20 protein-coding genes and 3 rRNA genes are annotated in these 24271 nt (G+C 66.9%); 20 read left to right on the forward strand and 3 right to left on the reverse strand.

Annotation, left to right across the window (positions count from 1 at the left end):
* Positions 1-5 precede the first annotated feature (5 nt).
* Positions 6-398, reverse strand: a complete 393-nt coding sequence (locus tag JNUCC0626_RS45125) for a hypothetical protein (protein ID WP_394616741.1) — start codon at positions 396-398, stop codon at positions 6-8.
* 137 nt (positions 399-535) lie between these two features.
* Here JNUCC0626_RS45125 and tyrS point away from each other — a divergent pair, with 137 nt between their 5' ends.
* The 16 genes from tyrS to JNUCC0626_RS45205 all read left to right on the forward strand — a co-directional run bounded on the left by tyrS (position 536) and on the right by JNUCC0626_RS45205 (position 18993).
* A complete protein-coding gene (gene tyrS, locus JNUCC0626_RS45130; RefSeq protein ID WP_394616742.1) occupies positions 536-1810 on the forward strand; it encodes a tyrosine--tRNA ligase in 1275 nt (424 codons plus the stop codon).
* Between the two features lie 576 nt (positions 1811-2386).
* Positions 2387-3903 (forward strand): 16S ribosomal RNA (locus tag JNUCC0626_RS45135).
* Between the two features lie 340 nt (positions 3904-4243).
* Positions 4244-7328: ribosomal RNA gene (locus tag JNUCC0626_RS45140) — 23S ribosomal RNA — on the forward strand.
* 113 nt (positions 7329-7441) lie between these two features.
* Positions 7442-7558, forward strand: a 5S ribosomal RNA gene (rrf, locus tag JNUCC0626_RS45145).
* Together the 16S, 23S and 5S rRNA genes form the textbook arrangement of a ribosomal RNA operon.
* Before the next feature lie 91 nt (positions 7559-7649).
* On the forward strand, positions 7650-10187 hold the full coding sequence (locus JNUCC0626_RS45150) for a hypothetical protein (RefSeq protein ID WP_394616743.1): 2538 nt from the start codon (positions 7650-7652) through the stop codon (positions 10185-10187).
* Entirely contained in the window at positions 10184-10978 is a 795-nt protein-coding gene (locus tag JNUCC0626_RS45155) for an HAD-IIA family hydrolase (protein ID WP_394616744.1), read from the forward strand. Before JNUCC0626_RS45150 ends, JNUCC0626_RS45155 begins: the two co-directional genes overlap by 4 nt.
* 4 nt (positions 10979-10982) lie before the next feature.
* Positions 10983-11150, forward strand: a complete 168-nt coding sequence (locus JNUCC0626_RS45160; RefSeq protein ID WP_189159503.1) for a hypothetical protein — start codon at positions 10983-10985, stop codon at positions 11148-11150.
* Positions 11151-11156: 6 nt separating this feature from the next.
* The gene (locus tag JNUCC0626_RS45165) at positions 11157-11954 is read left to right on the forward strand and encodes a TlyA family RNA methyltransferase (RefSeq protein ID WP_394616745.1); all 798 of its coding nucleotides are present in this window, start codon (positions 11157-11159) and stop codon (positions 11952-11954) included.
* Complete coding sequence (locus JNUCC0626_RS45170; protein WP_394616746.1) at positions 11951-12841, forward strand: NAD kinase; 891 nt, start codon at positions 11951-11953, stop codon at positions 12839-12841. The genes JNUCC0626_RS45165 and JNUCC0626_RS45170 overlap by 4 nt, the downstream gene beginning before the upstream one ends.
* A gap of 80 nt (positions 12842-12921) precedes the next feature.
* On the forward strand, positions 12922-14703 hold the full coding sequence (gene recN / locus JNUCC0626_RS45175) for a DNA repair protein RecN (RefSeq protein ID WP_394616747.1): 1782 nt from the start codon (positions 12922-12924) through the stop codon (positions 14701-14703).
* A 29-nt stretch (positions 14704-14732) separates the two neighbouring features.
* Positions 14733-15329: a hypothetical protein gene (locus tag JNUCC0626_RS45180; RefSeq protein ID WP_394616748.1), complete on the forward strand. Its 597-nt coding sequence runs from the start codon at positions 14733-14735 to the stop codon at positions 15327-15329.
* Positions 15322-15945, forward strand: a complete 624-nt coding sequence (locus tag JNUCC0626_RS45185) for a hypothetical protein (protein ID WP_394616749.1) — start codon at positions 15322-15324, stop codon at positions 15943-15945. The genes JNUCC0626_RS45180 and JNUCC0626_RS45185 overlap by 8 nt, the downstream gene beginning before the upstream one ends.
* Complete coding sequence (locus JNUCC0626_RS45190) at positions 15942-16373, forward strand: hypothetical protein (RefSeq protein ID WP_394616750.1); 432 nt, start codon at positions 15942-15944, stop codon at positions 16371-16373. The genes JNUCC0626_RS45185 and JNUCC0626_RS45190 overlap by 4 nt, the downstream gene beginning before the upstream one ends.
* Entirely contained in the window at positions 16370-16810 is a 441-nt protein-coding gene (locus JNUCC0626_RS45195) for a hypothetical protein (protein WP_394616751.1), read from the forward strand. The genes JNUCC0626_RS45190 and JNUCC0626_RS45195 overlap by 4 nt, the downstream gene beginning before the upstream one ends.
* Positions 16811-16873: 63 nt before the next feature.
* Positions 16874-18058, forward strand: a complete 1185-nt coding sequence (steA, locus tag JNUCC0626_RS45200; RefSeq protein WP_394616752.1) for a putative cytokinetic ring protein SteA — start codon at positions 16874-16876, stop codon at positions 18056-18058.
* Positions 18055-18993: a copper transporter gene (locus JNUCC0626_RS45205; RefSeq protein ID WP_394616753.1), complete on the forward strand. Its 939-nt coding sequence runs from the start codon at positions 18055-18057 to the stop codon at positions 18991-18993. Before steA ends, JNUCC0626_RS45205 begins: the two co-directional genes overlap by 4 nt.
* Here JNUCC0626_RS45205 and JNUCC0626_RS45210 read toward each other — a convergent pair.
* Entirely contained in the window at positions 18990-19673 is a 684-nt protein-coding gene (locus tag JNUCC0626_RS45210) for a hypothetical protein (RefSeq protein ID WP_394616754.1), read from the reverse strand. The two genes, JNUCC0626_RS45205 and JNUCC0626_RS45210, sit on opposite strands and share 4 nt — an antisense overlap.
* A gap of 179 nt (positions 19674-19852) precedes the next feature.
* Here JNUCC0626_RS45210 and JNUCC0626_RS45215 point away from each other — a divergent pair, with 179 nt between their 5' ends.
* The 3 genes from JNUCC0626_RS45215 to JNUCC0626_RS45225 are packed head-to-tail and all read left to right on the forward strand — an operon-like array spanning position 19853 to position 22551.
* Positions 19853-21535 (forward strand): CTP synthase, encoded by a 1683-nt coding sequence (locus JNUCC0626_RS45215; protein ID WP_394616755.1) that lies wholly within the window; start codon positions 19853-19855, stop codon positions 21533-21535.
* Positions 21532-22146 carry an NUDIX domain-containing protein gene (locus JNUCC0626_RS45220; RefSeq protein ID WP_394616756.1) on the forward strand — a complete coding sequence of 205 codons (615 nt, stop codon included), beginning with the start codon at positions 21532-21534 and terminating at the stop codon, positions 22144-22146. Before JNUCC0626_RS45215 ends, JNUCC0626_RS45220 begins: the two co-directional genes overlap by 4 nt.
* Positions 22147-22185: 39 nt before the next feature.
* Positions 22186-22551, forward strand: coding sequence for a DUF2752 domain-containing protein (locus JNUCC0626_RS45225; protein WP_394616757.1), 366 nt, complete (start codon positions 22186-22188; stop codon positions 22549-22551).
* Here JNUCC0626_RS45225 and JNUCC0626_RS45230 read toward each other — a convergent pair.
* Positions 22548-23141, reverse strand: a complete 594-nt coding sequence (locus JNUCC0626_RS45230) for an NINE protein (RefSeq protein ID WP_394616758.1) — start codon at positions 23139-23141, stop codon at positions 22548-22550. The two genes, JNUCC0626_RS45225 and JNUCC0626_RS45230, sit on opposite strands and share 4 nt — an antisense overlap.
* A 53-nt stretch (positions 23142-23194) precedes the next feature.
* Here JNUCC0626_RS45230 and ald point away from each other — a divergent pair, with 53 nt between their 5' ends.
* On the forward strand, positions 23195-24265 hold the full coding sequence (gene ald / locus JNUCC0626_RS45235) for an alanine dehydrogenase (protein WP_394616759.1): 1071 nt from the start codon (positions 23195-23197) through the stop codon (positions 24263-24265).
* Positions 24266-24271: the final 6 nt, after the last annotated feature.

Here is a 24271-nt window from a genome sequence, read left to right on the forward strand (position 1 = left end):
TTGTCCTAGGGGCGCACCGTCCTGCGGTACCAGGCGCGCCGGTGACCCGACGGCAGGGCGACGCGCGTGATGAGGTTTGTCAGCAACGCACCGATGACCAACCACAAGAGCGCGGCCAGGCCCTCGTTCAGAAGCGTTGCCACAGAGGCGTTGTCGGGGGTGAACAGGCCGTCGAGGCCCAGCGTGATGACGTCCGCCCAGCCCGCGACGAACTGGAAGAACCCGTTGCCGGCGTTCGCACCCGCGATGACCAGGAAGATGTGCACCAACAGCACGATGGCGAACGTCCAGCAGATGATGTCGATGATCGCGCAGACGGTCCGCACCGTCCGCAGCCTGCGGTAGTCGTCGTCGCGTTCCACGACCTCTTCGACCACCGGCTCGTTCACACGAGGCATGTGTGGTTCGTTCACGCGCGGCAGGCGTTCAGTGGGCCGCCGTAACTCCGCATCACGTGGATCCGTCATGTCCTCGTGCGTACCCGTACACACACCAGGTCGAAACCTGTTGGACCTGGTAGGCGACAATGACGGACGTGAGCGAGCACATCCTTGACGAACTTGCCTGGCGCGGCCTGATCGCGACGTCCACCGACCTCGACGCACTCCGGAAGGACCTGGACGCCGGCCCGCTCACCCTCTATTGCGGGTTCGACCCGACGGCGAAGTCGCTGCACGCGGGCAACATGGTCCCGTTGCTCATGCTCCGCCGCTTCCAGCGCGCCGGTCACCGGCCGATCGTGATGGCGGGCGGCGCGACGGGCATGATCGGCGACCCGCGCGACACCGGCGAGCGCACGCTGAACTCGCTCGACACCGTCGCCGAGTGGGCCGAGCGCATCCGCGGCCAGCTGGAGCGGTTCGTCGACTTCGACGACTCGCCCACCGGCGCGATCGTCGAGAACAACCTCAACTGGACCGGCCAGGTCAGCGCGCTCGAGTTCCTGCGCGACGTCGGCAAGCACTTCTCGATCAACGTCATGCTGTCGCGGGAGACGGTGAAGCGCCGGCTCGAAGGCGACGGCATGTCGTACACCGAGTTCAGCTACCTGCTGCTCCAGTCCAACGACTACCTGGAGCTCAACCGCAAGTACGGCACCGCGCTGCAGGTCGGCGGCTCGGACCAGTGGGGCAACATCGTCGGCGGCGTCGACCTGATCCGCCGGGTCGAGGGCAGGCACGTGCACGCCCTGACCGCGCCGCTGGTCACCGACGCCGAGGGTCGCAAGTTCGGCAAGTCCACCGGTGGCGGCAGCGTGTGGCTCGACCCGGAGATGACCTCGCCGTACGCCTGGTACCAGTACTTCGTGAACGTCGACGACGTCACGGTCCTGAACTACCTGCGGCTGTTCACGTTCCTCACGCGTGAGGAACTCGACGAGCTGGAGAAGCAGACCGCGGAGGCACCGCACCAGCGGGCCGCGCAGAAGCGTCTCGCGCAGGAGTTCACCGACCTGGTCCACGGCGAACGCGCGACGCAGCAGGTCGTGCTCGCGTCGGCGGCGTTGTTCGGCCGCGGCGAACTGCGCGACCTCGACGAGTCGGTGCTCCAGGCCGCGCTGGCCGAGGCGCCGAAGGGCGAGGCCCGCCTCGCGGACGAGCCCACGATCGTCGACCTGCTGATCGCGTCGGGCCTGGCCGAGAGCCGGGGTGCCGCGCGGCGGACGGTCAACGAGGGCGGTGCCTACGTGAACAACGCGAAGGTGACCGACGAGGAGTGGAAGCCGTCGTCGTCGGACCTGCTGCACGGCAAGTGGCTGGTGCTCCGTCGCGGCAAGCGCAACAACGCGAGCGTGGAAGTGCAGGCCTGACCTGCTGTTTCACCGCTTTGAAGGCCGTCGGTCCGGTGTCGGACCGGCGGCCTTCGATCTTTCTTGATGTGACGGCGGTCACAGTGTGCACGGGTTTGGGGCTTGATAGCGTGGTCGGAGGGTCCTGTACGGGGCTGCTGACCTGCGGTTTCTTAATCGCAGGTGGCCGGGTTGCCCCCGATTTGACCCTCAGTTGGCGTGCGTGTAACTTTCTCCATGTCAGCGAGGAACGGGCCGGGAACACCGGAACGGAGCGCGACACAGATCACGAACCAAGCTTCCACTGAGTGTGGTAGAGTGGGTGACCTGGAAACGACGAAGACCCAGCCGGTAGCTCTTCTGAGCTCAGAGGCCAAGGGCGTCGGAAGTTTCAAACACAAGCTTATGTACGACACAGCCCCGGAAGCGACGTCTCTTCGGAGATTAGCTGCGGTGAGCGCGTGTTCTTTGAGAACTCAACAGCGTGCCGAAACACAGCCAGTAATATATGAATTACCTCCTCGTCGAGGTAGTTCCTTTGAGGCAAGACTAGATTGATGCCAGACATATTCCGTCTGGAGCGATCAAACACAATCCTTATTGGAGAGTTTGATCCTGGCTCAGGACGAACGCTGGCGGCGTGCTTAACACATGCAAGTCGAGCGGTAAGGCCCTTCGGGGTACACGAGCGGCGAACGGGTGAGTAACACGTGGGTAACCTGCCCTGTACTCTGGGATAAGCCTTGGAAACGAGGTCTAATACCGGATACGACCCTTGAAGGCATCTTCGGGGGTGGAAAGTTCCGGCGGTATGGGATGGACCCGCGGCCTATCAGCTTGTTGGTGGGGTAATGGCCTACCAAGGCGACGACGGGTAGCCGGCCTGAGAGGGTGACCGGCCACACTGGGACTGAGACACGGCCCAGACTCCTACGGGAGGCAGCAGTGGGGAATATTGCACAATGGGCGAAAGCCTGATGCAGCGACGCCGCGTGAGGGATGACGGCCTTCGGGTTGTAAACCTCTTTCAGCAGGGACGAAGCGCAAGTGACGGTACCTGCAGAAGAAGCACCGGCTAACTACGTGCCAGCAGCCGCGGTAATACGTAGGGTGCGAGCGTTGTCCGGAATTATTGGGCGTAAAGAGCTCGTAGGCGGTTTGTCGCGTCGGCCGTGAAAACTTGGGGCTTAACTCCAAGCTTGCGGTCGATACGGGCAGACTTGAGTTCGGCAGGGGAGACTGGAATTCCTGGTGTAGCGGTGAAATGCGCAGATATCAGGAGGAACACCGGTGGCGAAGGCGGGTCTCTGGGCCGATACTGACGCTGAGGAGCGAAAGCGTGGGGAGCGAACAGGATTAGATACCCTGGTAGTCCACGCCGTAAACGGTGGGTGCTAGGTGTGGGGGGCTTCCACGCCCTCTGTGCCGCAGCTAACGCATTAAGCACCCCGCCTGGGGAGTACGGCCGCAAGGCTAAAACTCAAAGGAATTGACGGGGGCCCGCACAAGCGGCGGAGCATGTGGATTAATTCGATGCAACGCGAAGAACCTTACCTGGGCTTGACATGCACTGGAAACCAGTAGAGATATTGGCCCCCTTGTGGCCGGTGTACAGGTGGTGCATGGCTGTCGTCAGCTCGTGTCGTGAGATGTTGGGTTAAGTCCCGCAACGAGCGCAACCCTCGTTCCATGTTGCCAGCACGTAATGGTGGGGACTCATGGGAGACTGCCGGGGTCAACTCGGAGGAAGGTGGGGATGACGTCAAGTCATCATGCCCCTTATGTCCAGGGCTTCACACATGCTACAATGGCCGGTACAAAGGGCTGCTAAGCCGTGAGGTGGAGCGAATCCCATAAAGCCGGTCTCAGTTCGGATCGGGGTCTGCAACTCGACCCCGTGAAGTCGGAGTCGCTAGTAATCGCAGATCAGCAACGCTGCGGTGAATACGTTCCCGGGCCTTGTACACACCGCCCGTCACGTCACGAAAGTCGGTAACACCCGAAGCCCGTGGCTCAACCCGCAAGGGGGAGAGCGGTCGAAGGTGGGACTGGCGATTGGGACGAAGTCGTAACAAGGTAGCCGTACCGGAAGGTGCGGCTGGATCACCTCCTTTCTAAGGAGCATCTACCAGTGTTCGGAGCAAACGTCTCCGCACTGGTCAGAACCTGCACCCGCTCAGCGGGGTAGGGCTCATTAGTGGATGCTGGCTGGCTAGACGTTCGGTTGTCACGACAGTGAGTACTGCTCTTCGGAGCGTGGAAAGGTGTCGGGAGGGCTGGATGAACAGATCGGTACGCTGTTGGGTCCTGAGAGAACACGCTTGAGTGTCTTTCAGTGATCGGCCATCGGCCGCGGATGAACCACCTAGCCATCGAGTTAGGCCGGCATCACGCAGTAGAGCTGGTGGATCTGATTGTTCTTTGAGAACTGCACAGTGGATGCGAGCATCTTTGTAGCAAGTTAGTAAGGGCATACGGTGGATGTCTTGGCACCAGGAGCCGATGAAGGACGTAGGAGACTGCGAAAAGTCTAGGGGAGCTGTCAACCGAGCTGAGATCCTAGAATGTCCGAATGGGGAAACCCGGCCCCAGTCATGTGGGGTCACCCATACCTGAACACATAGGGTATGTGGAGGGAACGCGGGGAAGTGAAACATCTCAGTACCCGCAGGAAGAGAAAACAACCGTGATTCCGTGAGTAGTGGCGAGCGAAAGCGGATGAGGCTAAACCGCGTCTGTGTGATACCCGGCAGGGGTTGCATTCGCGGGGTCGTGGGACCTCTTGGCTAGTTCTGCCGGACTAGCGAACAGTCAAAAACCATTGTGGTTAGAGGAATACGTCTGGAAAGCGTGAGCGTAGAGGGTGAAACTCCCGTACTCGAAAACCCGATGGCTGTTTAGAGTGTTCCCAAGTAGCAGCGTACTCGTGAAATTCGCTGTGAATCTGGCGGGACCACCCGCTAAGCCTAAATACTCCCTGGTGACCGATAGCGGACTAGTACCGTGAGGGAAAGATGAAAAGTACCCCGGGAGGGGAGTGAAATAGTACCTGAAACCGTGTGCCTACAATCCGTCGGAGCCTTTAGGGGTGACGGCGTGCCTTTTGAAGAATGAGCCTGCGAGTTAGTGCTACGTGGCGAGGTTAACCCGTGTGGGGTAGCCGTAGCGAAAGCGAGTCTGAATAGGGCGCTTGAGTCGCGTGGTCTAGACCCGAAGCGGTGTGATCTAGCCATGGCCAGGGTGAAGCGCGGGTAAGACCGCGTGGAGGCCCGAACCCACCAGGGTTGAAAACCTGGGGGATGAGCTGTGGTTAGGGGTGAAAGGCCAATCAAACACCGTGATAGCTGGTTCTCCCCGAAATGCATTTAGGTGCAGCGTCGTGTGTTTCTCACCGGGGGTAGAGCACTGGATGGTCTAGGGGGCCCACAAGCTTACCGAAATCAACCAAACTCCGAATACCGGTGTGTTAGAGCGCGGCAGTGAGACTGCGGGGGATAAGCTTCGTAGTCGAGAGGGAAACAGCCCAGAACGCCAGCTAAGGTCCCTAAGTGTGTGCTAAGTGGGAAAGGATGTGGGGTCGCACAGACAGCCAGGAGGTTGGCTTAGAAGCAGCCACCCTTTAAAGAGTGCGTAATAGCTCACTGGTCAAGTGGTCCTGCGCCGACAATGTAGCGGGGCTTAAGCACACCACCGAAGCTGTGTCATTCAGACCTGGTCTGGATGGGTAGGGGAGCGTCGTGTAGCGGTTGAAGCGGCGGAGTAATCCAGCCGTGGACGCTATGCGAGTGAGAATGCAGGCATGAGTAGCGAAAGACGAGTGAGAAACTCGTCCGCCGGATGACCAAGGGTTCCTGGGCCAGGCTAATCCGCCCAGGGTAAGTCGGGACCTAAGGCGAGGCCGACAGGCGTAGTCGATGGACAACGGGTTGATATTCCCGTACCCGTGTGAACGCGCCCATGATGAACCTTGTGATACTAACCGCCCGAAGCACCTGTCGAAACTCTTCGGAGCTAGATGGATTGTGGAGCGCGGGACCTGAACTTGTAGTAGTCAAGCGATGGGGTGACGCAGGAGGGTAGCTCCGCCAGTGAGTGGTAGTACTGGTGCAAGCGTGTAGGGAGTCTGGTAGGCAAATCCGCCAGGCATATATCCTGAGACGTGATGCGTAGCCGATTGAGGCGAAGTAGAGTGATCCCATGCTGCCGAGAAAAGCCTCTAGCGAGCTTTCACGCGGCCCGTACCCCAAACCGACACAGGTGGTCAGGTAGAGAATACCAAGGCGATCGGGCGAACTGTGGTTAAGGAACTCGGCAAAATGCCCCCGTAACTTCGGGAGAAGGGGGGCCGTAGCGCTTGAAGCCTCTTGCAGGCTAGGGCGAGACGGCCGCAGAGACCAGCGAGAAGCGACTGTTTACTAAAAACACAGGTCCATGCGAAGTCGCAAGACGATGTATATGGACTGACGCCTGCCCGGTGCTGGAACGTTAAGGGGACCGGTTAGTCACTTCGGTGGCGAAGCTGAGAACTTAAGCGCCAGTAAACGGCGGTGGTAACTATAACCATCCTAAGGTAGCGAAATTCCTTGTCGGGTAAGTTCCGACCTGCACGAATGGCGTAACGACTTCTCGACTGTCTCAACCGCAGGCCCGGCGAAATTGCATTACGAGTAAAGATGCTCGTTACGCGCGGCAGGACGGAAAGACCCCGGGACCTTTACTATAGCTTGGTATTGGTGTTCGATTCGGCTTGTGTAGGATAGGTGGGAGACTGTGAAGCGGCCACGCCAGTGGTTGTGGAGTCATCGTTGAAATACCACTCTGGTCGTATTGGATGTCTAACCTCGGTCCGTGATCCGGATCAGGGACAGTGCCTGGTGGGTAGTTTAACTGGGGCGGTTGCCTCCCAAAGAGTAACGGAGGCGCTCAAAGGTTCCCTCAGCCTGGTTGGCAATCAGGTGTTGAGTGCAAGTGCACAAGGGAGCTTGACTGTGAGACTGACGGGTCGAGCAGGGACGAAAGTCGGAACTAGTGATCCGGCCATGGCTTGTGGAAGCGTGGTCGCTCAACGGATAAAAGGTACCCCGGGGATAACAGGCTGATCTTCCCCAAGAGTCCATATCGACGGGATGGTTTGGCACCTCGATGTCGGCTCGTCGCATCCTGGGGCTGGAGTAGGTCCCAAGGGTTGGGCTGTTCGCCCATTAAAGCGGTACGCGAGCTGGGTTTAGAACGTCGTGAGACAGTTCGGTCCCTATCCGCCGCGCGCGTAGGATACTTGAGGAAGGCTGTCCCTAGTACGAGAGGACCGGGACGGACGGACCGCTGGTGTGCCAGTTGTTCTGCCAAGAGCATTGCTGGTTGGCTACGTTCGGAAGGGATAACCGCTGAAGGCATCTAAGCGGGAAGCTCGTTCCAAGATGAGGTATCCCACTCTTCGTGAGTTAAGGCCCCCAGCTAGACCACTGGGTTGATAGGCCAGAGGTGGAAGACCGGTAACGGTTGGAGCTGACTGGTACTAATAGGCCGAGGACTTGTTACAAAGACGCTACGCATCCACTGTGCGGTTCTGGGAGAACAACCAGAACCGATCGACCCCAAGCAAGGCCGGTAACGGCTTGCTGGTCGGGGTTCAGGTTGATATTTCCATAGTGTTTCGGTGGTTATAGCGTTGGGGAAACACCCGGTCCCATTCCGAACCCGGTAGTTAAGCCCTTCTGCGCCGATGGTACTGCACTGGTTACGGTGTGGGAGAGTAGGTCGCCGCCGAACTTTACTTCCCTGAAGGGGCTTGTGATCGCGGGGCACAATTACAGTGCGTCGATCACAGGCCCCTTTCAGCGTGTCCAAGTAGGAGGATTTGGTGTCCAGGTTCGGGGATCGTCCCGGCGACCGTCAGCGTGGCCAGGGAGACCGACCGCGCCATTCCGACAGTGGCCGTACGTCAGGCGATCGAAAGTTCAGCAGCAACTCTTCGCGTGGTGAAGGCTCCGGCGACCGCAGCAACAGCGGCGACCGTCGAGACAACCGCGCCGGCTCCAGCGACCGCGGCGGTTACCGCGGTCAGGGTTCCAGCGATCGTGGCAGCTACCGCAAGGACGACTCCGGCGATCGCGGTGGCTACCGCGGCGACCGTTCGAGCGACCGCGGTGGCTACCGGGGTCAGGGTTCCAGCGACCGCGGCGGCTACCGCAAGAGCGACTCGGGCGACCGTGGCGGGTTCCGCAAGGACGATCGCGGTGGCGACCGTGGTGGTTACCGGGGCCAGGGTTCGAGCGATCGTCCCAGCTTCCGTCGCGATGACGACCGTGGCGGCGATCGTGGTGGTTACCGGGGTTCCAGCGACCGCGGCGGCTACCGCAAGGACGACTCGGGCGACCGCGGTGGGTTCCGCAAGGACGACCGCGGTGGCGATCGCGGTGGTTACCGGGGCCAGGGCTCCAGCGATCGCGGCGGCTACCGCAAGAGCGATTCCGGCGACCGTCCGGGCTTCCGCAAGAGCGACTCGAACGACCGTGGTGGCTACCGGGGTTCCAGCGACCGCGGTGACCGTCCCGGCTTCCGCAAGAGCGAGTCCGGCGACCGTGGCGGCTTCCGCAGCGATCGCGGTGATCGTCCGGGCTTCCGCAAGGACGACTCGGGTGACCGTGGCGGCTTCCGCGGCGAGCGTTCCGGTGACCGTGGCGGGTTCCGCAAGGACGACCGCGGCGGCGATCGTGGTGGTTACCGGGGTTCCAGCGACCGTGGTGACCGTCCCGGCTTCCGCAGGGACGACTCCGGCGATCGCGGTGGCTACCGCAAGAGCGACTCGGGCGATCGTGGTGGGTTCCGCAAGGACGACCGCGGCGGCGACCGTGGTGGCTACCGCGGCCAGGGTTCGAGCGACCGTCCCAGCTTCCGTCGCGACGACGACCGTGGTGGCGATCGTGGTGGCTACCGGGGTTCCAGCGACCGTGGTGACCGTCCCGGCTTCCGCAAGGACGACTCCGGCGACCGTGGCGGCTACCGCAAGAGCGACTCGGGTGACCGCGGTGGTTACCGGGGCGACCGCTCGGGTGACCGGCCCGGTTTCCGTCGGGACGACGAGCGCGGCGGCTCGCGCGGCCAGGGTTCTGGTGACCGCGGCGGGTACCGCAAGAGCGACTCGAACGACCGTGGTGGCTACCGGGGTTCCAGCGACCGCGGCGACCGTCCCGGCTTCCGGAAGAACGATTCCGGTGACCGTGGCGGGTTCCGTCGCGACGATCGCGGCAACGACCGGCGCAACGACCGGCGCAACGACCGGGGCAACGACCGCGGTGGTTACCGCAACGACGAGCGTTCGGCCGCTGACGACAAGCGGGACGAGCGCAGCCGTGAGCGTGCGGCGCGGTTCCAGGAGCGCATCGCCGACCAGGAGACCGTCGACAAGGACGGCACTGCGGTCGAGGCCGCCGAGGTGACCCAGCAGGGTGGCGAGCGCGCCGGGTACCGGCTCGGTGACGGCGCTGCCGCCACCCGCGCCGCCGGCCGCGAGGCCGCGAAGGCCGACGCCGACGAGGACGCCGAGACCGAAGACGGCGAGACTGCAGACGCTGAGTCCAAGGACGCTGACTCCCAGGACGTCGAGGCCGAGAAGGTCGCCGACGTCGAGGCCGGCACCCAGGAAGACAAGGCCGACGAGGCTGAGGACGCCGGCGGTGCTGACGAGGCTCGCGACGAGGCGCCCGCGCCCCGTGGCGGACGGCCCGAGCTGCCCGAGGAAGCCGACCTGTCGCTGCTCGACCCCGAGATCAAGCTCGAGCTGCGCAGCCTGCCCAAGGGCCTCGCGGAGCTCGTCGGCAAGCACCTGGCCGCGGCCGGGCTGCTGATCGACGAGGAGCCGGAGCTCGCCCTCGAGCACGCCCGGTACGCGCGCAGCAAGGCGGCGCGGGTCGGTGTGGTGCGCGAGGCAGCCGGGCTCACGGCGTACTTCGCCGACGAGTGGGCCGAGGCGCTCAGCGAACTGCGGGCCGCCCGCCGGATGATGACCGGACCGGGCCACCTGGCGATCATGGCCGACTGCGAGCGGGCCCTGGGCCGGCCGGAGCGGGCCATCGACCTCGCCAAGGACCCGGCGGCCAAGGACCTCAGCCAGGAGGACGAGATCGAGCTGCGGATCGTCGCGGCCGGTGCTCGCCGGGACATGGGTCAGCTGGACGCGGCCGTGGTCGCGTTGCAGGGGCCGGACCTCGACCCGGGGCAGCGCACTCCGTACTCCGCGCGGCTCTTCTACGCTTACGCCGACAACCTGGCCGCGGCCGGTCGCATCGAGGAAGCCGTCAAGTGGTTCCTCAACGCCGCCGAGGCTGACGACGAAGGGGAGACGGACGCCGCCGAGCGCGCGTTCGAGCTGACCCAGGAGGAGAACCCGCAGCAGTGAGCGAGACGTTGGTCGACAGGTACGACGCGTTGCTGATCGATCTCGACGGCACCGTCTACCGCGGAAACGAAGCCGTGCCCGGAGCCGCCGAAGCGATTGCGGCGGCCAGAAGCAAGGGCGTCGGCATCCGCTACGTCACCAACAACGCCTCCCGCTCACCGCAGACGGTGGCCGATCACCTCGTCGAGCTCGGGTTCGAGACGACGGTCGACGAGGTGAGCACCTCCTCCCAGGCGGGCGCGGCCATGCTGGCCGAACGCCTGCCGAAGCGCTCCACCGTGCTCGTGCTCGGCACCAAGGCCCTCCAGGCCGAGGTGCTGAAGCGCGGGCTCGTCCCGACCGACACCGCCGAAGGCGCGGTGGCGGTCCTGCAGGGCCTGTCCATGGACCTCGGCTGGCGTGAACTGGCCGAGGCCACCGTGGCCATCCGCAACGGCGCGCTGTGGGTGGCGTGCAACGTCGACGCCACCCTGCCCACCGAACGCGGCCTGCTCCCCGGCAACGGCAGCCTCGTCGCCGCGCTCAGGACCGCGACCGACCAGGAACCGCTCGTCGCCGGCAAGCCCGCCACCCCGCTGCTCCAGCAGGCGGCGAAGGACCTCGGCGCGAACCGCCCGTTGGTCATCGGCGACCGCCTCGACACGGACATCCTGGGCGCCGTGAACGCAGGCATGGACTCGCTGCTTGTGCTCACGGGTGTATCCACCGAACAAGAGGCGCAAGCGCTTCCGGATGAGCAAAAGCCCACGTATGTCGGCGCGGACCTCTCGGTACTGCATCGGCTACCGTAAGACCGTGAGCTACCCCCTGCCCGGACCGCCGCCCAACCCGGCCGACGCCATCGAAGGCGCGCTGGAGCGGCTCGACGGGCTCGAGAACGTTCCCCTCGACGAGCACGTGGCCCGGTTCGACGCGGTGCACGCGACGCTCACCGACGCACTGTCGAGCATCGACAAGGTGTGATGCACAGTGCCTCGCAGGGTGCGGCTCGACGCCGAACTCGTGCGCAGGGGGCTCGCCAAGTCCCGTGAGCACGCCAGCCAACTCGTCGCGGACGGGCGCGTGAAGGTGCGCGGCACCGTCGCGACCAAACCCGCGACCGCCGTGGAGACCTCCGACGCGGTCGTCGTCAAGGACATCGCCAACGACCCCAACTGGGCGTCGCGGGGCGCGCACAAGCTCATCGGCGCGCTCGACGGCTTCAAGATCGACCCGACCGGAAAGCGTTGTCTCGACGCGGGCGCATCCACTGGCGGTTTCACCGACGTGTTGCTGCGCAAGGGCGCACGGCAGGTCGTCGCGGCCGACGTCGGCAGGGGACTTCTGGACTGGAAGCTCCAGACCGACGACCGGGTCGTGGTCAAGGACAAGACCAACGTCCGCACCCTCACGCCGGAGGACATCGGCGGCAAAGTTGAACTCGTGGTGGCCGATCTTTCGTTTATCTCGTTGAGGCTTGTGCTTCCCGCACTCGCCGCGTGCCTCGACGAGGAAGGCGATCTGCTGCCGATGGTCAAGCCGCAGTTCGAGGTCGGCAAGGAACGCCTCGGCTCCGGTGGCGTCGTGCGCGAGCCCGAACTGCGCGTCGACGCCGTGCTCGACGTGACCAAAGCGGCCGCCGAACTCGGCCTGGCCGTGCACGGGGTCGTCGCGAGCCCGCTGCCCGGCCCGTCCGGCAACGTCGAATACTTCCTCTGGCTCCGCAAGGGTGAACCAGTACCTGCGGAGGAGATGGTGCGTACCGCCGTCGAAGAAGGGCCCCAATGAGGGAAGTCCTGCTGGTCGTCCACACCGGTCACCAGAGCAACATCGATCTCGCCCGTCAGGTGGCAGGCCGCCTCGCGGTCGGGGGCGTCACGACGAGGGTGCTCGACGACGAGGCGCGTGACCTCGGCCCGTCGTGCTGCACCAAGGTCGTGCCCGCCGACGACCACGCGGCCGAAGGCACCGAACTGGTGCTGGTGCTGGGCGGTGACGGCACGCTGCTGCGCGGTGCCGAACTCGCCCGCCCCGCGCGCGTTCCGGTGCTGGGCGTCAACCTCGGCCGCGTCGGGTTCCTCGCCGAGGCCGACTCGGACGCGTTGCACGAGGCCGTCGGGCACGTGCTGGAACGCGACTACTTCGTGGAAGAGCGGATGACGCTCGACCTGATCGCCAAGGTGAACGACGAGATCGTCGTGAAGACCTGGGCGCTCAACGAGATCAGCGTCGAGAAGCTGATCCGCGAACGCATCCTCGAGGTCGTCGTCGAGGTCGACGGACGGCCGGTGTCGGCGTTCGGCTGCGACGGCGTGCTGTGCGCGACGCCGACGGGGTCCACCGCCTACGCGTTCTCCGCCGGCGGACCCGTCGTGTGGCCGGACGTGCAGGCGATCCTGGTCGTGCCGAGCAACGCGCACGCGCTGTTCGCGAGACCTCTGGTCGTCTCGCCGAAGTCGCACGTGGCGTTCGAGATCGAGGCGACCGGGCACCCGGCGGCGCTGTCCGCGGACGGGCGGCGAACGTTCGAACTGCCCGCGGGCGCGCGGATCGAGATCGTGGAGGGCGAGGTGCCGCTCAAGGTCGTGCGGCTGCGCCAGGCACCGTTCACGGACCGGCTGGTCGAGAAGTTCGATCTGCCGGTGAAGGGCTGGCGGGGACCATCGGCAGGCTGATCGCGCCGCTCGGTGCGTCGGCACTCGCTCGTTATGGTGCCCGCGAGGAAATGTCGGAGTCGACAAGTAAGGTTCGCCCTGTGCTGGCCGAGATGCGCATCAATGGCCTTGGCGTGATCGACGAGGCCACCCTTGAACTAGATCCCGGATTCACCGTGGTCACCGGTGAGACCGGTGCGGGCAAGACCATGGTCGTGACCGGATTGCACCTGCTCGGCGGTGGCCGGGCGGAGGCGTCGCGGGTCCGCACCGGGGCCGACAAAGCGGTGGTCGAAGGCCGCTTCCAGGCTCCGGCGGGCAGCCCTGCCGCGAAGGTGGCGGAGGAGGTCGGCGGCGAGGCCGACGAGGACGGGTCGCTGATCGCGATCCGCACCGTCGGGTCCGACGGCCGTTCCCGCGCGCACGTCGGTGGCCGTTCCGTGCCGGTCGGAGTGCTCTCCGAACTGGCCGAGCAGCTCATCGCCGTGCACGGCCAGAACGACCAGCTGCGCCTCATGCGGCCGACCGAGCAACGAGGTGTGCTCGACCGGTTCGCGAGCGAGGACGTGGGCGAACCGCTGCGCGCGTACCAGTCGGTCCGCGAGGAGTGGCTGCGCGTCTCGACGGAGCTGCGCGAACGCACCGAACGCTCCCGTGAGCTCGCCCGCGAGGCAGACCTGCTGCGGCACGGCCTGACCGAGATCGACGCGGTCGACCCCAAGCCGGGCGAAGAGGCCGAACTGCACGACGAGGCCCGCCGTCTCGCCGACGCCGACCAGCTCCGCGAAGCCGCCCAGGGCGCGCAGTTCGCGGTGTCGGGGTCGCTCGAAGGCGATCCGGACAACCCCGGCGCGCTCGGCCTGATCTCCGAGGCCGCCCGCAGGTTGTCGGCGTCGGAGGACCCGAAGCTGCGCGAGATGGAACCCCGTCTCGTCGAGGCCGCCACGCTGCTCGCCGACGTCGGCGCCGAGATCTCCGGCTACCTCGACCACCTGGAGGCCGACCCCGGCCGCCTGGAGGCTGTGCTGCAACGGCAGGCCGAGCTGAAGGCGCTCACCCGCAAGTACGCGGCGGACGTCGACGGCGTGATCGCCTGGGCCGCGGACGCACGCGCGCGGCTCGACGGCCTCGACACGTCCGAGGAGGCGCTGACGGCGCTGGCGACCAGGCGTGACGAGTTGGCCGTCGAACTCGCCGGCCTGGCCGAACGGGTCACCGCCGCCCGCACCGAGGCCGCGCTGGAACTCGGCAAGGCCGTCAGCGAGGAACTCGACGGGCTCGCCATGCCGCACGCCACGGTCGAACTGGCCGTCCGGCCCCGGCACGCCGAGTCGGGTGACGCGCAGGCGCTGAACGTCGGCCGCTCGATCCTGCACGCGGGGTCGTCCGGCGTGGACGACGTCGAACTGCGGCTGATCTCGCACCCCGGCGCACCCGCGCTGCCGGTGCACAAGGGCGCGTCCGGCGGTGAGCTCTCGCGCGTCATGCTCGCGCTGGAGGTCGTGCTGTCGCACTCCGACCCGGTGCCCACGCTGGTGTTCGACGAGGTCGACGCCGGTGTCGGTGGCCGGGCGGCGGTCGAGGTCGGGCGCAGGCTCGCCCGGTTGGCCCGCTCGCACCAGGTCATCGTCGTGACGCACCTGCCGCAGGTCGCCGCGTTCGCCGACCGGCACCTCGTCGTCGACAAGTCCGCCGACGGCACGTTCACGCGGTCCGCCGTGCGCAAGCTGGACGAGACGCAACGGGTCGTGGAACTGGCCCGCATGCTCGCCGGCATGGACTCGACGGACACCGGTCGTGCGCACGCCGAGGAACTGCTGGCGGCGGCCAAGGCCGACAAGTCGTCGGCGCCGGTCGTGCGCAGGCGCAAGAAGAAGGGCTGACACCGCTCACGTTCGGCATGATGGGCAGGGTGACCCGATCTGTGACGACGCGCCGCGTCTTCGGCGCGGTACTGGTGTGCGTCGCGGCCGGGCTCGCGGTGGTGGCCACGTTCCTGAACGCCTACTCGGTGCAGTTCGTGGTCAACCGCCGCACGCTGCGCTTCGAGGCGACGACGTGGGCCGTGCAACGGGACGACTTCCGCGAGTTCCTGCTGCTCAAACCCCTGGAGTTCGGGGAACCGGTGGTGGGCGGCGCGGTCGTCGTGCTGGTGTCGGCGGTGCTCGCGTTCCGGGTGCCCGCCATGCGGATCGGCACGCTGCTCGGCGCCGGTCTGCTGGTTGGCGCCGCCTGGTCCGCCGTCGTGCGGGTGCAGGGCCTGATCGACGAACTCGGCTCGCTCGACTCGCCCGTGCCGATCGAGATGGCGCAGGGCGACGGCGTCACGATGCTGATCGTCGCCGCCGGGCTCGCGGTCGTCGCGGCCGTGCTGCACCAGGAACTGCCGCGCCCCGAACCCCGGCCCGACACCGGGGACGGCGTGGTGATCCACCAGGCCGACGACGCGGACGACACGGACACCCCGCCGTACGGGTATCCGGTGATTGTGGAGCCGAAGAGTGATTGACCGCCGCAGGATCAGCATCGGACTGCTCGTGCTCGCGGCTCTGCTGGCCGCGGTCGGGACGCTGCAGCCGATGTTCAGCATCGTCTACCGGGGCTTCAGCTATCGGATGACGGTGACCACGACGTTGTGGAACACCACCTCGGACCCCGAGGACGGCCCGCCCGACCAGGCCGCGATCTTCAGCGCCGGGTGGCCCGTGGTGATCGCGGTGCTGCTCGTGGCCGCCGCCGTGGTGCTGCTGGCCCGCGAACGGACCGCGTTCGTCGGGCGGCCGCTCGCCATGGGCGGTGCCGGGGCACTGGCCGGAGTCGTCTTCTTCTACGTGGTGCTGGTGCGCGAACTGGCGGCGAACGTCTCCGACCCGCAGTTCCAGTCCGAGAACGACAACAACGAAGTTCGCTACCACGGCGGTTTCTACCTGCTGGTCGTCACGGCGATCATCGGACTCGTCGGGGCTGCGCTCGCCCAGCAGCGCATGGCACCGGCGGAAGTCGAAGAAGAAGACGACGACGAGAACGAGGACGGGGTGGTCGTGCACCAGCTCGACGCCGATGACGACACACCGCCGTTCGGGCTCGCCATCCCGCACGACGAACCGCAGCAGGAGACCCGGTGATCGGCAGACCCACGGCGATCGCGCTGATCGCGGCCGGAGTGGTGCTGACCGCGACGGCTCTCGTGCTGCCCTGGTACTCGACGGCCTACGCGGGTGGCGTCGAAGTCGTCGTCCGCGCGTGGGGCACGGAGATCGTCAACAAGCCCGGCGACTGGCCCGCAGGGGAACTGTCGCCCTGGTACGGGCTGCCCGTCGCGGTCGCGCTGGCGTTGCTCGTCGCGGGTGTCTGGATCGCGCGGGCGGCACTGGCCGGTGCGGCGGGACAGCTCGGCGCGGCCGGGATCATCGCGGCGCTGGTGGTGTCCGAACGCGGCCACGCGCTCGAGCAGCAGGGCGACTTCGCGATCGGGTTCGGGCTGGTGTTCCTCGCCCTCGGCACGGTGGTCGCGCTCGCCGGAGCCGTTGCCGTGCAACAGGAGGCGGCATGAGGAAGATCGCGGGCACCGCGTTGTTCGTGCTTGCCGCGGCCGCCGCGGTCGGGGCCACGTTCCTGCCGTTCTCGGAGCTGTTGATCAGACTCGCGCCCGGCCAGCCGCAGACCGCGTACGTCACCACGGGCTGGAGCACGCACTTCGGTGGCACCAAGGACGAGCACGGTCCGTTGTTCGCCGTCCCCGTCGTGCTCGCGGCAGTGGCGGTGCTCGCGGGCATCAGGTGGCGAAAAGTCGCATATGCCGGAGCGGCGGCGCTCGCGGGCGTCACCGGAATGTTGTTCGTGTATTTGCTGAACGCGATCAGCTTTCACGAGGAAGGCAACATCGCCATCGATCCGGCGCTGGAAGCCGGGTTCGGCAACGGTATTTGGGTCCTCATCGCCGCCGTGGTTCTCGCGTTTGGTGCCGTAGTAGTTCACCCCGACGACTGAGCCACGTGGAATTGCCCGGCGTGCCTCACCTGTCGCGTGGGCACCGTGAGTCACTATCGGCCCATGAAGCTTTCCGGGCTGCTGAGCCGCACCAACCACGAACTTCCCGGTGTCACGGGCGTCGCGCGGGTTGATCGGCGCGCGAGCGACCTGGTGCGGCGCGTCAGTGCCGGTGACATCGCGGTGATGGACCTCGTCGACCTCGACCGGCGCACCGTCGAAGCGCTCGTCACGGCCGAGGTCGTGGGCGTCGTGAACGCCTCGCCGTCCATTTCGGGGCGTTTTCCGAACCTCGGCCCGGAACTGCTGATCGAGGCGGGCATTCCGCTGATCGACAACGTCGGCGCGGTCGCGCTGCGGGAGATCAAGGAAGGCACGAAGATCCGGCTGCACGAAGGTGTCGTGTACGCCGGCGAACGCGAGCTCGCCAAGGGGATCGAGCAGAACGCCGAAAGCATCGCCGACGCGATGATCGAGGCGAAGGCCGGCATGTCGGCACAGCTCGAGGCGTTCTCCGCCAACACCATCGAGTTCCTGCGCCGCGAACGCGCGCTCGTGCTCGACGGCGTCGGCGTGCCCGAGGTGTACGTCCCGATGCGCGACCGGCAGGTGCTCGTCGTCGCGGGCGGCCCCTCGCACGCCGAGGAACTCCGCAAGCTGCGCAAGTACATCCGCGAGTACCGGCCGGTGCTGATCGGCGTCGACACCGGCGCCGACACGCTGCACGACGCCGGGCTCAAGCCGGACATCATCGTCGGCGACCCCGACGGCATCGGCACCGCGTCACTGCGCGCGGCCGCCGAGGTCGTCGTGCCCGCGCAGACCGACGGCCACGCGCCCGGCCTGCAGCGGATCCAGGACCTCGGCATCGGCGCGGTGACGTTCCCCGCGTCGGGCAACGCGGAGGACCTCGCGTTGCTGCTCGCCGAAGCACACGGAGCGTCCCTGGTCGTCACGGTGGGGCTGCGCGCGACGCTGCGCGAGTTCCTCGACCGCGGGCACTCCGGTTCCAACCCCTCCACGTTCCTCACCAGGCTCAAGCTCGGCAGCAAGCTCGTCGACGGGGAGGCCGTCGCGACCTTGCACCGCAGCCGGGTCTCGCTGGGCGTGATCGTCCTGCTGGTGACCGCCGCAGTCGTCGCCATGGCGGCGGCACTCGCGGTGTCCGGCGTCGGTCACGTCTACGTCGACATCGTGGTCGACGGCTGGCAATCCGTCGTCAACTGGTTCAAGGGGTTCTTCTCGTGATCACGCTGCGCTACCACATAGTTTCGATCACCGCCGTGTTCCTCGCGCTGGCGGTCGGTGTCGTGCTGGGATCGACCGCGATCAGCGGACGGCTGTTGTCGGGACTGAGCGACGAGAAGAACTCGTTGGCACAGCAGGTGAACGATCTCCAGAACGACCGCAACGCGTTGAACGCCAAGCTGACCGAGGCGGACAAGTTCGCCTCGTCCGTCGGCCCGCTCGCGGTCAAGGACAGGCTCACCGACCGCACGGTCGTCATCGTCACCACGGCCGATGCGCGCCCGTCCGACCGTGACGCACTCACGAGCCTGCTCAAGTCCGCGGGCTCCACGGTCACCGGTGAGATCCAGCTGACCGACGCGTTCGCCGACCCGTCCCGCGGTGACCAGCTGCGCGACCTGGTGGCCCGCTTGCAACCGGCCGGTTCGCAGCTGCCCACCGCCGCCGACCCCGGCACCCGCGCGGGCGGCCTGTTCGGCACGTTGCTGCTGCTCAACTCCACGTCGAACCAGCCGCAGGCCACGGCCGACGAGATGGCGTCCGCGCTGTCCGGCCTCACCAACGCGGGCTTCGTGAAGGCGACCTCGGGCGTGAAGCCCGCGCAACTCGCGATCGTGCTCACCGGCGGCGCCGCGATCGGTGACTCGGCCGCGGACCGCGCGTCGACCATCGCCCGCTTCGCCACGCAGCTCGACCGCACCGGCGCGGGCGTGGTGCTGGCCGGTGCCAACGGATCCGCGAACGGCACGGGCGCGATCGGCGTGGTCCGCGCGGACACCGCCGCCACCTCGATCCTGTCCACGGTCGACAACTCCGACACCCCGGCGGGCCAGGTTGTTGTGGTGATGGCGTTGCGCGAACAGCTGGAGGGCCGCTCCGGCCGTTACGGCGTGGCGGGCAACGCGGAGGCGTCGTCTCCGGGCACGGCCGGTTAGTGCTCGGTAGTCCACTCGCCGGGCAGGGCTTTCTGGAGCTGCTCCAAGGCGAGCGAGGTGCGGGCGCGGGCCCACAGCCACTCGCCCTCGTCCTCGCGGACGATCAGGTCGTCGGAGACGAACCAGCGGGTGCCAGGGCTGTGCAGCGGTAGCAGGGCGAAACGGTTCTCGAGCAGGGAGATGTCCACCTCGGACATCTCCCTGTCCGCTGTCTCGGCCCCGTCGCGGAACAACGACTCGGACAGCACGAGCTCCACGCACGCCAGCGAGAACCGGGGCAGCCAGGAGTCCCAGTGCTCCTCCGCCTTGTGCACGAGGTCGAGCTTGACCACCACGGTCGGGTCCTCGGCGTCGAGCGCGGCGCCCCACGACGCGACCGACTGGTTCTCGTCGCGGAACACCAGCACGTCGTGGTCGAGGCGCAACTCGGCCGGGGTGAGCAGCCAGTCCTGGTTGCTCGTCAGGTCGGGGCGTTTGCCGAACAACGCGTAGGCGTCGCGCACGGCGTCCGGCAGCCGCACGCCCAGTCGTTCCTCGGCGGCGTTCAGGTCGGCGTGGTTCCAGCCGTCGCGTGCCTCGATCGGCTCGGCCCACTCGGCCGCGAATCCCTCGATGAAACGCCACGCCGCCGACCGGCCGCGCACCGCGAGTGCCGCGTTCCCCGCCACGTCGAAGGTCACGTGACAACTTTTCCTGATGCCGGGCCGTGCCGTGGGAGGTTCGGCAAAACCCCTCACTGCGCCGATCGGGTGATGTGATCTGCCGGGTCGTGGTGCGCTGAGTGACGGACGGCGTGTTAGCGTTATGGCCCGTGGATAGGGGGATTTCGGCCCCCACGATTTTCACGGGAGCCCCGTTGGTGCAGCAGGCACGTACGACCAAGCACGTCTTCGTCACGGGAGGCGTCGCGTCTTCCCTGGGCAAGGGGCTCACGGCCTCGAGCCTCGGTCAGTTGCTCACCTCGCGCGGCCTGCGGGTGACGATGCAGAAGCTCGACCCGTACCTCAACGTGGACCCCGGCACGATGAACCCGTTCCAGCACGGCGAGGTCTTCGTGACCGACGACGGCGCGGAGACGGACCTCGACATCGGCCACTACGAGCGGTTCCTCGCGCGAGACCTGAGCGGCGAAGCCAACGTGACCACCGGCCAGGTGTACTCCGAGGTGATCGCCAAGGAGCGGCGCGGTGAGTACCTGGGCGACACGGTCCAGGTGATCCCGCACATCACCGACGAGATCAAGCGCCGCATCCGGATGATGGCGGAGCCGGACGCCGACGGCGTGACGCCGGACGTCGTCATCACCGAGGTCGGCGGCACGGTCGGTGACATCGAGTCGCTGCCGTTCCTCGAGGCGGCCCGGCAGGTGCGCCACGACGTCGGCCGCGACAACGTCTTCTTCCTGCACGTCAGCCTGATTCCGTACCTGGCGCCGTCGGGTGAGCTGAAGACCAAGCCGACGCAGCACTCCGTCGCCGCGTTGCGCAACATCGGCATTCAGCCCGACGCGATCGTGTGCCGCGCGGATCGGGAGATCCCGGACGCGCTCAAGCGCAAGATCGGCCTGATGTGCGACGTCGACACCGACGCCGTCGTCGCCGCGGTGGACGCGCCGTCGATCTACGACATCCCGAAGGTACTGCACTCCGAGGGCCTCGACGCCTACGTCGTGCGCCGCCTCGGGCTGCCGTTCCGCGACGTCGACTGGACGGTGTGGGGCGACCTGCTGGAGCGGGTGCACAACCCGTCCGAGACGGTGAAGATCGCGCTGGTCGGCAAGTACGTCGACCTGCCGGACGCCTACCTCTCGGTGACCGAGGCGCTGCGTGCGGGCGGGTTCGCGCACCACGCCAAGGTCGAGATCAAGTGGGTGCCGTCGGACGAGTGCCAGACGCCGGAAGGCGCGGCGCGGGCGTTGTCCGGCATGGACGCGGTGCTGATCCCCGGCGGGTTCGGGGTGCGCGGCATCGAGGGCAAGCTCGGTGCGTTGAAGTACACCCGCACGCGCGGTGTGCCGACGCTGGGCCTGTGCCTCGGCCTGCAGTGCATGGTGATCGAGGCCGCGCGGAACCTCGCGGGCATCGAGGACGCCAACTCCTCGGAGTTCGAGGAGGGTGGCACGCCGGTCATCTCGACCATGGCCGACCAGCAGGACGTCGTCGCTGGTCAGCGCGACATGGGCGGCACGATGCGCCTGGGTGCGTACATCGCGAAGCTCACGCCCGGTTCGGTGGTCGCTGGTGCGTACGGCTCGACCGAGGTGTCCGAGCGGCACCGGCACCGGTACGAGGTCAACAACGCGTACCGGGGCAAGCTCGCCGACGCCGGCCTGGTGTTCTCCGGCACGTCGCCGGACGGGCGCCTGGTCGAGTTCGTCGAGCTGCCCGCCGACGTGCACCCGTTCTACGCGGGCACGCAGGCGCACCCGGAGCTCAAGTCGCGTCCGACGAAGCCGCACCCGTTGTTCGCCGCCTTCGTGAAGGCCGCGATCGACTACCGGGTGGCCGACCGCCTCCCTTTGACGGCGGGCGCGTCCAAGTGACGCGCCACGACTTCCGCACGGTCTCCAGCGAGGACCTGCACGTCGGACGTGTGGTCGCGCTGCGGGTCGACGACGTGGAGATGCCCGGTGGCGGCACGGCCAAGCGCGAGGTCGTCGAGCACATGGGCGCCGTGGCGGTCGTGGCCGTCGACGCCGACGCCCAGGTCGTGCTGATCCACCAGTACCGGCACCCGCTGGGCCGGCACCTGTGGGAACTGCCGGCCGGGCTGCTCGACCACGACGGCGAGGAGCCGGTCGTCGGCGCACGGCGGGAGCTGGCCGAGGAGGTCGGGCTCGACGCGGCGCGCTGGGACGTGCTGGTCGACTCCGCCGCGTCGCCCGGGTTCACCGACGAGGTCGTGCGCGTCTACCTGGCGCGCGAGCTGACCGAGGTGCCGCGCGAGGTGCAGGGCGAGGAGGAGGCGGACCTGGAGATCCACCGCTTCCCGCTCGACGAGGCCGTGCGGATGGTGCTGGCGGGGGAGATCGTGAACTCCTCGGCCGTCGCCGGGCTGCTCGCGGCCCGTGAGGTGCTGGCGGGCCGGGCTGAGCCCCGTCCGGCCGACGCCCCGTTCCGCGATCGGCCGACCCGGTTCGCCGCGCGCAAGTAAGTTGGGTTCATGCAGACGTTGACGGGTTCCTTCACACGGATGAGGGGACCCCTCAGCGTGCTCGCGGCTGGTGCGGCGGGCGCGACGTTGTTGTTGTTCGTCGACCCGAACCAGCCGGGCAACCTGCTGCCCAAGTGCCCGTTCAACTGGCTGACGGGCTTGGACTGTCCCGCGTGTGGCATCACGCGCATGGCACACGCGCTGCTGCACGGCGATGTCGTCAGCGCGTTCCACTTCAACGCCGTGATGCTCGCGTTCGGTGTGCCGCTGCTCTTGTGGCTGTTCGTGCGGTGGAGCCGTGACCGGTGGACGGGCGAACGGCGATCCGTGCCACGTGGTGTCGGTGTCGCCGTTCTCGTCGTTGCGGTCGTGTGGGGCGTGGGGCGCAATCTCGCTGGCGTTTAGTCCCTGAGTCGACGGCCGTGCGCGTCCGTGCCGCCGCTGACCAGCAGGATGATCGCGTCGACCAGCGCCCAGATGCCGCAGCCGCCGCAGGTCAGCAGCTGCGCGATGGCGATGCCGGTGTGGCCGGTGTAGAAGCGGCCGATGCCGAAGCCGCCCAGGAACAGTTGCAGCAGGCCCGCGACGATCTTCGACTTGTCCGAGTACGGGATGCCCGTGTACGGGTCGACGCCGAACGGCGCGCCGGGAGCCGGGTAACCCATGGGAGGCGGCGGAACCGCGTACTGCGCGCCCGTCGGCGGCGGGTAGTACGCCTGCGTGGGCGGCGGCACGTAGCCGGGCGGCGGGGGCGGGGGCACGGCGGTGAACGGCACCGAGTTCGGCGCGAGGAACGGCGGGTGGGGCTGCGGCAGGTCGCGGAACAGCTCCGCGAGCTCGACGTAGGTCTGCGCGTTGGACGCGCGGTTCACGCGTTCCTGGTACTCGCCGATGTCGAGCCGCGCCATCGCGAAGTGGTCGTTGAGGGCGGTGATCGCCTCTTCGCGCTGTTGGTTGCCGATGCGCTGGTGCTCTGGCCCGAATGCTTCTGACACGGCTGGCCACGTTATCCGATGCAGCAGATCGATATCGGGAATACGCTGCGACGATGCTGGTCGGTGTCCCAAAGGAGATCAAGAACCACGAGTACCGGGTGGCCATCACGCCCGCCGGTGTGGTCGAACTGGTGCGCCGAGGCCACTCCGTCGTGATCGAACGGGACGCCGGCGCGGGATCGTCGTTCCCCGACCACGAGTACGTCGCGGCGGGGGCGCGGATCGCCGGCACCGCCGACGAGGTGTGGGGGCTCGCGGACCTGGTGCTGAAGGTCAAGGAGCCGATCGAGCCCGAGTACCACCGCATGCGCCGTGATCAGGTGCTGTTCACCTACCTGCACCTGGCGGCGTCGCCGGCGTGCACGGCGGCGATCGTCGCTTCCGGGATCACCGCGATCGCGTACGAGACGGTGCAGCTCGCGGACGGGTCGTTGCCGTTGCTGGCGCCGATGAGCGAGATCGCCGGGCGGATGGCGGCGCAGGTCGGCGCGCACTGCTTGGAGCGTGCCCAAGGTGGGCGCGGGGTGTTGCTGGGTGGAGCACCTGGGGTGGCGGCGGGCAAGGTCGCGGTGATCGGCGCCGGGGTGGCGGGGATGAACGCGGCCACGATGGCGGTCGGCATGCAGGCCGAGGTCGTGGTGCTGGACAACAACGTCAACCGGTTGCGGCAGATCGACTTCGTGTACCGCGGGCATCTGCAGACGATCGCGTCCAACGCGTACGAGATCGAGAAGGCCTGCCGTTGGGCGGATCTCGTGGTGGGCGCGGTGCTGGTGCCCGGTGCTCGTGCGCCGAAGCTCGTGAGCAACGCGTTGGTGTCCACGATGCGTGCCGGGTCCGTGTTGGTGGACATCGCCGTCGATCAGGGCGGGTGTTTTGAGGACACACGGCCCACCACACACGATGCGCCTACGTACCGTGTGCACGACTCCGTGTTCTACTGCGTCGCGAACATGCCTGGTGCCGTGCCGAACACGTCGACGTACGCGCTCACGAACGTGACGCTGCCGTACGTCATCGCTTTGGCGGACAAGGGTTTCGAAACAGCCGTCGGTGCGGATCCGGCGCTGGCCAAGGGTGTCAACGCACGGGACGGGAAGATCGTGTTGGAAGGGCTGGCGTGATCGCTC

This window comes from Lentzea sp. JNUCC 0626 (assembly GCF_043632865.1).
Taxonomy (GTDB): domain Bacteria; phylum Actinomycetota; class Actinomycetes; order Mycobacteriales; family Pseudonocardiaceae; genus Lentzea.

What these genes read in the sequence shown, in the direction of transcription:
- JNUCC0626_RS45195 (WP_394616751.1), top strand. Translation starts at nt 16,370, where the DNA reads ATGAGGAAGATCGCGGGCACCGCGTTGTTCGTGCTTGCCGCGGCCGCC.
- ald (WP_394616759.1), top strand. Translation starts at nt 23,195, where the DNA reads ATGCTGGTCGGTGTCCCAAAGGAGATCAAGAACCACGAGTACCGGGTG.
- JNUCC0626_RS45125 (WP_394616741.1), bottom strand. Translation starts at nt 398, where the DNA reads ATGCCTCGTGTGAACGAGCCGGTGGTCGAAGAGGTCGTGGAACGCGAC.
- steA (WP_394616752.1), top strand. Translation starts at nt 16,874, where the DNA reads ATGAAGCTTTCCGGGCTGCTGAGCCGCACCAACCACGAACTTCCCGGT.
- JNUCC0626_RS45170 (WP_394616746.1), top strand. Translation starts at nt 11,951, where the DNA reads ATGAGGGAAGTCCTGCTGGTCGTCCACACCGGTCACCAGAGCAACATC.
- JNUCC0626_RS45225 (WP_394616757.1), top strand. Translation starts at nt 22,186, where the DNA reads ATGAGGGGACCCCTCAGCGTGCTCGCGGCTGGTGCGGCGGGCGCGACG.